The organism is Candidatus Hydrogenedentota bacterium (assembly GCA_018005585.1).
GTDB lineage: Bacteria > Hydrogenedentota > Hydrogenedentia > Hydrogenedentales > JAGMZX01 > JAGMZX01.
In genome coordinates this window covers 1-8,186 of the sequence record JAGMZX010000201.1, presented here as the reverse complement: position 1 = coordinate 8,186, position 8,186 = coordinate 1, and the positions used below count along the sequence as shown (strand labels likewise).

General features: G+C 64.1%; 9 protein-coding genes and 1 riboswitch. Of the genes, 8 read left to right on the top strand and 1 reads right to left on the bottom strand.

Going from position 1 to position 8,186, the window contains the following annotated elements; genetic code table 11:
• The 8 genes from KA184_21880 to KA184_21845 all read left to right on the top strand — a co-directional run.
• On the top strand, window positions 1-679 hold a 679-nt coding region (locus KA184_21880), incomplete at its 5' end, for a hypothetical protein (GenBank protein ID MBP8132238.1).
• 41 nt (window positions 680-720) lie between these two features.
• Window positions 721-2,130, top strand: coding sequence for a hypothetical protein (locus KA184_21875; protein ID MBP8132237.1), 1,410 nt, complete (start codon window positions 721-723; stop codon window positions 2,128-2,130).
• A 166-nt stretch (window positions 2,131-2,296) separates the two neighbouring features.
• Window positions 2,297-2,413: riboswitch (FMN riboswitch) on the top strand.
• 106 nt (window positions 2,414-2,519) lie between these two features.
• Window positions 2,520-3,602 (top strand): bifunctional diaminohydroxyphosphoribosylaminopyrimidine deaminase/5-amino-6-(5-phosphoribosylamino)uracil reductase RibD, encoded by a 1,083-nt coding sequence (ribD, locus tag KA184_21870; GenBank protein MBP8132236.1) that lies wholly within the window; start codon window positions 2,520-2,522, stop codon window positions 3,600-3,602.
• Window positions 3,603-3,606: 4 nt separating this feature from the next.
• The gene (locus KA184_21865) at window positions 3,607-4,230 is read left to right on the top strand and encodes a riboflavin synthase (GenBank protein MBP8132235.1); all 624 of its coding nucleotides are present in this window, start codon (window positions 3,607-3,609) and stop codon (window positions 4,228-4,230) included.
• Between the two features lie 36 nt (window positions 4,231-4,266).
• Window positions 4,267-5,457 (top strand): bifunctional 3,4-dihydroxy-2-butanone-4-phosphate synthase/GTP cyclohydrolase II, encoded by a 1,191-nt coding sequence (locus KA184_21860; protein MBP8132234.1) that lies wholly within the window; start codon window positions 4,267-4,269, stop codon window positions 5,455-5,457.
• Window positions 5,458-5,502: 45 nt separating this feature from the next.
• On the top strand, window positions 5,503-5,967 hold the full coding sequence (locus KA184_21855) for a 6,7-dimethyl-8-ribityllumazine synthase (protein MBP8132233.1): 465 nt from the start codon (window positions 5,503-5,505) through the stop codon (window positions 5,965-5,967).
• Window positions 5,968-5,981: 14 nt separating this feature from the next.
• Window positions 5,982-6,413: a transcription antitermination factor NusB gene (nusB, locus tag KA184_21850; protein MBP8132232.1), complete on the top strand. Its 432-nt coding sequence runs from the start codon at window positions 5,982-5,984 to the stop codon at window positions 6,411-6,413.
• Window positions 6,410-7,246 (top strand): PHP domain-containing protein, encoded by an 837-nt coding sequence (locus KA184_21845; protein ID MBP8132231.1) that lies wholly within the window; start codon window positions 6,410-6,412, stop codon window positions 7,244-7,246. Before nusB ends, KA184_21845 begins: the two co-directional genes overlap by 4 nt.
• A 30-nt stretch (window positions 7,247-7,276) precedes the next feature.
• Here KA184_21845 and KA184_21840 read toward each other — a convergent pair.
• Window positions 7,277-8,186: hypothetical protein (locus KA184_21840; protein MBP8132230.1), on the bottom strand; the 910-nt coding region annotated here is incomplete at its 5' end.

Sequence of the window (8,186 nt, the reverse complement as noted above, 5' to 3'; positions counted from 1 at the left end):
TCGTCTCCGGGGTGAGGACGGCCTCATCCCGCCGAAAGTCTATCGGGCTGAGAAGGAGGGGATAATCATGATGCCCGTTAACGCCCCTCTTTGCGTGTGTGCATCATTCGCGCCGTTTGTGCCGGGAGAGGCACCCGTTTTTGTGGACAAGGGTGGGGGAGACGACCCGGAGACCGAAAACGAGCGCGAGATGTGGTTTCCGAAACCTGCCTACTTTGGAGTTCGCAATGCATTCGCAAATTACTTCGGCAGGGCGTTTGTTGTGCGCGACTCACAAGGGCAGGAGGTGGCTCGCTTTGCCGAGAATGGCAATGTCCTGCTGATGAAGGCGGGAGCGCATGTAGTCGAAAACGTAAGCAATTGGACGGAGCTAGGCGTGCCCAGTCCGACCGGACGCGAATTCATTGTCAGAGACGCGTTCGGGAACTACCGGGCCGTGATCACCGAAGGCGGAGTGCTGTACTTGTCCGGGGTTGTCATGGAAAACGAAGAAGTACCGCTCGAACCGGAACCCGAGGGCGAAAGCGGCGGCACGGCGTTCACGGTGCGTTGTGACGGCGAGGTTGTCTCGCTGATTGACGACGCTGGGAACCTAAAGCTGGCGGGCTACTTGCTCGAGGACGGCATTCCTCTCAGTCTGCCGAAGGATGATCCCGATGATAAATATTTCAGATCATGAGAACCTTTACGAGGGGTCTGAATAGGAGGGAGGGTTGGCCAATGAATGGTCTGCGTGGAATCGTTGCTCTTGCCGTTGGCAAAATCCCGGTGTCCTTCCTTGTGCTGCTATTCGAAATTGCAGCGATATGTGCTTTCGTACCACAGGCTATCGGAGAGGGGGTTGATGAGTTTTCATGGATAGAAGCCACACCCGAAGCGCCGTGGCCCAGCCGGTCTGGTCACTCGACAGTTGTGTTTGACGGAAAGATCTGGATACTGGGCGGTTGGCACAATGGCCCGTTCCTTGGAGATGACTATGAGTTAAATGATGTCTGGTCCTCGACCGATGGTGTGAACTGGACTCAGGTGACGGAGCATGCGGCGTGGGTGCCACGCCAGAACCACAAGTCAGTGGTTTTTGACGGCAAGATTTGGGTAATTGGAGGTTGGCAATGGACGGGCCCGTATCTCAACGACGTGTGGCTCACGGAAGACGGCATGACCTGGACACGGGTGACAGATCACGCCGCATGGTCCATAAGGTGCGATCACGGCGTAGCTGTCTTCAACGATAGGTTGTGGGTGGTTGGCGGCGGGGTGGACGGCAATGATGTATGGTATTCCCTGGACGGCGCGAACTGGACGCGGGCGACGCGGCATGCGGCGTGGTCGCCCCGCTTATGGCACGCCGTGACCGTCCACGACGGTGCGCTTTGGGTCCTCGGGGGCAGCACCAGCACGATGTCCTGGTTGTACTATCTGAATGATGTATGGTGCACCATAGACGGGGTCAACTGGACAGACGTGACAAGTAGTGCCGGATGGCACGTGCGCATGAAACATGCTGTGGCGGAATTTCAAGACAAGATATGGATTCTCGGCGGGATGTACGGCGAAAGTTACCCTCGCGAAATCCTGATTTCGCTCCATGACGTCTGGGTTTCAGCGGATGGCGTGAATTGGACACAAGTAACCGATGCAGCGCCTTGGAGCACGAGAAGGGACCATACAGCGGCAAGCTTCGAGGGCAGGCTTTGGATACTGGGCGGCGAACGTTACCAGAATTATGAGATACTGACACTCAACGACATTTGGTGCCTTACGGGTGGCGCCGAGGGCGAAGGCGAGGGGGAAGGCGAGGGCGAAGGCGAGTCGCCGACGGGTCCGCACACGGCGGACCGGAACGGCGATTGGCAGGTGGATTTGCCGGAACTATTGCGCGTCATTCAGTTGTACAACTCGGGCGGGTTCCATTGCGCGGAGAACCCGGATGATACGGAAGACGGGTACGAGCCGGGGCCGGGCGCGAATCAGGCGTGCGCGCGGCACGCTTCCGATTACCTGGACGGTCCGAGTTGGACGATCACGCTGTCCGAACTGTTGCGATTGATCCAACTGTACAACACCGGCGGCTATCATCTCTGCCCCGGCGAAGGCACGCCCGACGGCTATTGCCCGGGAATAGGCTGACGCGACCTGGCGGGTGGGTACAGGCACGTCTCGTCCCGCGAAGCGCGGGACTCGCTTGTGCCAGTCCCCGAGCCAAGGGAGGGATTGCGGAGGACAGCCGCCCCCATTGCGGCGAGGCGTTTGACACGCGCGCGCGGAAGGGCTAAGATCACTAGAGAAGAACATACCCGACCTTCGGGGCAGGGTGAAATTCCCGACCGGCGGTGAAAGCCCGCGAGCGCTTCGGCGCAGACCCGGTGCAACTCCGGGGCCGACGGTACAGTCCGGATGGGAGAAGGTTGCGGAACAAGCTGGCGCGGATGGCCGCGGCGCGAGGTGCGCCGTTCCATCCAGCCACATGCGTGTCATCAGCCAAGCCCCGAAGGCCGCGAGACTTCGGGGTTTTTGTTATGGATGCAGATGCGAAGTACCTGCGGCGCGCGCTCGAACTGGCGGCGCGGGGGCGCGGGCGCACCAGCCCGAACCCGATGGTGGGGTGCGTAATCGTCCGAGGCGGGCGCGTGCTGGGGGAAGGTTTCCACGCGAAGGCGGGCGAGCCGCACGCGGAGGTGAACGCGATTGCCGCGGCGGGTGGCGACATCCGTGGCGCCACGGTCTACCTCAATCTGGAGCCGTGTGCGCATGAAGGCAGGACCCCGCCGTGTGTGGACCTGCTCATCGAGAAGAAGCCGGGCCGGGTCGTGGCGGCCATGGCCGACCCCAAGCCGCTCGTGAACGGGCGCGGCATCGACCGGCTGCGCGACGCGGGCATCCGCGTCGACGTGGGTTTGCTCGAAGCGGAGGCGCGGCGGCTGAACGAGGTGTTCGTGAAATACATCACCACGGGCCGCCCTTTCGTAATCGCGAAATGCGGCATGACGCTGGACGGCAAGATCGCGACGCGCACCGGCCACTCGAAGTGGGTGACCGGCGAAGAGGCCCGGCGGATGGTCCACCAGTTGCGCAACGAGGTGGACGCGATCCTCGTCGGCAGCCGCACGGTCATGCTGGACGACCCGAGCCTCACGACGCGCCTCAACGGCGATGAAACGCACGATCCCATCCGCGTCATCCTGGACGGCGAGGAGTATTTGGACGCGAACCGGCGCGTGTTCCACGTGGCGAGCGACGCCGCGACCTGGGTCGTAGTCCCCGAAGGCAGCAGTTGCCCGCCCGCGGACGACGTGCTGCACGTCGCGTCGGACAAGGGGGGCATCGACATCGCCGCGCTGATGGACGTGCTCGGGCAGCGGCGGGTCACGTCGCTGCTCATCGAGGGCGGCGGCACGACCCACGCATCGGCGTTCGAGGCGAGCGTGGTGGACAAGGTCTGGATCTTTGTGGCGCCGAAGATCGTGGGCGGCCGTGAGGCAATCACGCCGGTCGAAGGCGAAGGCGTAGCGACGATGGACGAGGCGATCGTCTTGACGGATATGACGGTGAAGCAGGTGGGCGAGGACCTGCTCATCGAAGCGTATGTGAAGAGGGACTGACCCCATGTTCACCGGGATCATCGAGGAAGTAGGCGCGGTGTCGCGCCGCTCCGGGGCGGACCTGACCATCCTGGCCAAGACCGTGCTCGACGGGACCAAAACCGGCGACAGTATCTGCGTGGACGGCACCTGCCTCACCGTCGCGGCGCTGCTCTCGGAGGGCTTCGTGGTCCAGGTTTCGCCGGAGACCTTCGCGCGCACGACGCTAGGGCGCCTGCGCGCGGGACACGCGGTCAATCTGGAGCGCGCGATGGCCCTGGGCGCGCGTCTCGGTGGGCATCTCGTGCTCGGACACGTGGACGGCGTAGGCCAGGTGGACAGCGTGAAGGACCAAGGCGATTTCCAGCTCTGGCGCTTCCGCGCGCCGGACGAAGTGGCAAAGTATCTGGTTCCGAAAGGCTCGATCAGCATTGACGGCATCAGCCTGACGGTGGTAGAGCCGCGCGGCGCGGAGTTTTCGGTGGCCGTCATCCCGGCGACGCTGCGGAGCACGACCTTGTCCGCGCGGCGGCCCGGCGATCCCGTGAATATGGAGGCGGACATCATCGGCAAGCACGTCTATCATTACGTGAAAGAGGGGCGTGGCGGGTTGACGCAGGAGAAATTGTCCCGATTCGGATTCGTGTGAATCTTTCGGCGGCATGGAAAGGAACTTCGATACATCATGTTGACGCCAATCCCGGAAATACTGGAAGAGCTGCGGCAAGGGCGCATGATCATACTGGTCGATGACGAAGACCGGGAGAATGAGGGGGACCTCGTCATTGCCGCGGAGAAGGTCACGCCGGAGGCGATCAATTTCATGGCCAAGCATGGCCGGGGCCTCATCTGCATGCCCATGAGCCCGGAACGCATCCGGGAACTCGACCTGCCGCCCATGACGACGGACAACACGTCGCGTTTCGGCACGGCGTTCCATGTGTCGTTCGAGGCCGCCTCGGGCATCACGACGGGTATCAGCGCGTACGACCGCGCCCGCTCCATTCTCGTCGCGGCGGACCCGGGCTCGACCGCGCGCGATCTCGTGCGGCCCGGGCACGTGTTCCCGTTGTGCGCGCGCGAGGGCGGCGTGCTCGTGCGCGCGGGCCAGACCGAGGGTTCCATAGACCTGCTGCGGCTCGCGGGCATGCGCCCCGCCTCGGTGATCTGCGAAATCATGAATGACGACGGCACCATGGCGCGGATGCCGCACCTCGAACAGTTCGCCGACAAGCACGGTCTCAAGATCTGCTCGATCGAGGAATTGATCACCTACCGCCGCCGCAACGAGAAGCTTATCCGCCGCATCGTGGAGACGCGCCTGCCAACGCGCTACGGCGAGTTCAAGCTCATCGTTTACGAGACCGACGTGGACGACTACCAGCACATCGCGCTCGTGAAGGGACAGGTGGACGCCGGCGGCGACGTGCTCGTGCGCGTGCATTCGGAATGCTTCACCGGCGACGTGCTCGGCTCGTTGCGCTGCGATTGCGGCAGCCAGTTGCAGCGGGCCATGCAGTTGATTGAGGAGGCGGGCGAGGGCGTGCTCGTCTACATGCGCCAGGAAGGGCGCGGGATCGGGCTTGTGAACAAGTTGAAAGCGTATGCGCTTCAGGACCAGGGCATGGACACTGTGGAGGCGAACGTGCACCTGGGTTTCGAACCCGACCCGCGCGAATACGGAATTGGCGCGCAAATCCTGAACGACCTCGGCGTGCGCAGGATGCAACTGCTGACGAACAACCCGGTGAAACGCGCCGGGATCGAGGGCTACGGCCTGGAAGTCACGGGCCGTGTGCCGTTGACGACGCCGGTTAACGAACATAACCAGCGGTATCTGGACACGAAACGGGAAAAACTGGGGCATTTGCTCTAGACGATTGCGGTAGATCGAGGACCAACCGAGGAGGAACAGACGGTTATGCCGACGGTTATTGAGGGGAACCTGATAGGCGCGGGCATGAAGTTCGGAATTGCCTGCACGCGTTTCAACGAGTTCATCACCGGCAGGCTGCTCGCGGGCGCGCTCGATACGCTGCACCGTCACGGCGTGGAGGACACCGCGGTCACCGTTGGCTGGGTGCCCGGCTCGTTTGAACTGCCCGTGGTCGTCAAGCGGATGGCCGAGTCGGGCAAGTACGACGCGGTTATCGCGCTCGGCTGTGTGATTCGCGGCGGCACGCCCCATTTCGAGTACATTGCGGCGGAAGCGGCGAAAGGCATCGGCCAGGCCGCGCTGCAGACCGGCGTGCCCATCCTGTTCGGCGTGCTTACGACGGACAACATCGAGCAGGCCGTCGAGCGGGCCGGCACAAAGGCGGGCAACAAGGGTGCGGACGCGGCGGCGGCGGCCATCGAGATGGTCAGCCTGCTGAGGCAGCTCTAGTGCCGGACCCGCGCGTGCGCAGAAGGGCCCGGGAACGGGCCCTGCAGTTCCTGTTCGGCCTCGGTTTCACGGACTATGCATGGGAGGACGCCGCCCCGGGTTTCTGGGAAATGAACCCGACGCGCCCCCCCGCGCGGCGTTACGCCGAGTGCCTGGTCCGCGGTGTGTGTGAGTATCGGGCCGAGCTGGACGCGGATATTGCCGCGGCGCTGGACAACTGGAGCCTGGACCGGCTGGGCCATGTCGAGCGCGCCGTGCTGCGCATCGCCCTCTACGAGATGTGTCATGTCTCCGACGTGCCGCCCAGCGTGGCTATCAATGAAGCGATTGAGGTGATCAAGCGTTACGGCAACGACGAAGCCCCCCGTTTTGTCAACGGAATCCTGGACCGCCTGCGCAAGATGGTCTCCGAACGGGGCGTTGCGCATGACGAGGCGGCCCCGTGACGTTTGTGGACCTGCATCTGCACACGACCTGTTCTGACGGCGCCGATACGCCGGAACTGGTGGTGCAGCGCGCCGCGGAACTGGGCCTTGCCGCCGTGGCCGTCACGGACCACGACACGGTGGCGGCCCTGCCGCAAGCGCGCGCGGCGGCGGGGAGCCTGGGCGTCGAATTCCTTTCCGGTGTAGAAATCAGCACGTGGTTTCAAGGGGTGGAAGTCCATGTCGTCGGTCTGGGGGTGCGCGAAGACGCGCCCGCGCTCAACGCGGGGCTGCAATCCCAGCATCAGGCGCGTCTGAGCCGGGTGCTGCGCATCCTGGAGTTGCTCCGCGAACAGGGACGGGCTCTGGACGGCGCCGTGCTGCTGGCGCAGGCGGAAAGAGGCGCCTTGGGGCGCATGCACGTCGCCGCGGCCTTGCATGCGGCGGGCGTGACGCGGACGGTCCAGGAGGCGTTTGACCGGTTCCTGAACACAGGGCGGCCCGCCTATGTGGCCAAGCAGATGGCCGCGGCCGCGGACGCGCTCGCGTGGATTCATCACGCCGGCGGATTGGCGTTTGTCGCGCATCCGGGGCTGGGTCAGGCCACGCGGCGCAGGCTGCCGGCGCTGCTCGCGCTGCCGTTTGACGGCATCGAGGCTTACCATACCAGCCACAGCCCCGGCGAAACGGACGGATTCCTCCAGCTTGCGCGGGAGCGGAACCTGCTCGTTGCCGGCGGGAGCGATTGCCACGGCCGCATCAAAGGGATGGCGCCGGAGATGGGCAAGGTGCGCGTGCCGTACAAGCATTTCGCCGCGATCAAGGCGGCGCTTGCCGGAACGCCGCCGTGCTGAAACCCGGCGGGCAGCCGGAAGGCCGCGCCATCACCGCGACGCAGGCGGCGTCACCTCGCACTTGTCCAGGTAGCGGGTCAATTCGTCCATTGCTTCAAACGTGACGCCGGTCCGATCGATATGCAGGCGCGCGAGACTGGGTTTGAGCGCGCGCAGCCGCGTCATGCAGCGGTTGGTGATGTTGGCGCCGTCGATATACAGATAGTTCACGTCTTTGCAGTTGTCGAACTCGGCGAACCCCATGTCCGACATGCTGATGTCGACAAGTTTGATCTGCTGCAGCAGCCGCATCTCGCGCAGGTTGGTCAGACCCTGGTCCGTCACCTTCGTATACGAGAGTTCCAGTCCGCGCAGATAACTCAGGCCGCGCACATAGCCCAGGGTGGCGTCCGTAATGTGTTCACCGACCAGCACGAGGGTGTGCAAGTCGTTCTTGTGCAAGCGCAGCAGCGGGGACAGGTCCCTCGCGCCTTCATAGTCGACCACCAGTTTGACTTGCATCCCGGCGGGTATGCGCCGTTCGCCGCGGGCCTCGCCGAATTCGTCCCACGTGATGCCATAATCGGACCGCCACAGGCGCGTATACAGCCGGCCGAGCGAATAGTCCGCCGGGAACCGAAGCACCCGGTCGCCGGGCGGCGTGTCGGCTTCATTGCGCAGCACTTCGAACGGAAGTTCGGCCTTGAGCGCGCAATCCGGCGGAAGCGCGGCGGCGAGGGCCAGTTTGTCGGCGCTGCTGAGCCCGCTTTCCACCGTCAGGTCGCGCAATCCCTTCAGCCGGGCAACCTGCCCGACATTCGTCTCGTTCACCGTAAACGCGGGCAGCCAGAGCGCCGCGATCACCTCGGGCGGCTCGATGGCCGCGAGCGGGGCTAGGTCCGTTGCGGCCCCGGCATCGACGCGCAGGCCGAGCGACACGCCTTCCGCCACATCGACGCGT

What these genes read in the sequence shown, in the direction of transcription:
- KA184_21875 (MBP8132237.1), top strand. Translation starts at nt 721, where the DNA reads ATGAATGGTCTGCGTGGAATCGTTGCTCTTGCCGTTGGCAAAATCCCG.
- ribD (MBP8132236.1), top strand. Translation starts at nt 2,520, where the DNA reads ATGGATGCAGATGCGAAGTACCTGCGGCGCGCGCTCGAACTGGCGGCG.
- KA184_21865 (MBP8132235.1), top strand. Translation starts at nt 3,607, where the DNA reads ATGTTCACCGGGATCATCGAGGAAGTAGGCGCGGTGTCGCGCCGCTCC.
- KA184_21860 (MBP8132234.1), top strand. Translation starts at nt 4,267, where the DNA reads ATGTTGACGCCAATCCCGGAAATACTGGAAGAGCTGCGGCAAGGGCGC.
- KA184_21855 (MBP8132233.1), top strand. Translation starts at nt 5,503, where the DNA reads ATGCCGACGGTTATTGAGGGGAACCTGATAGGCGCGGGCATGAAGTTC.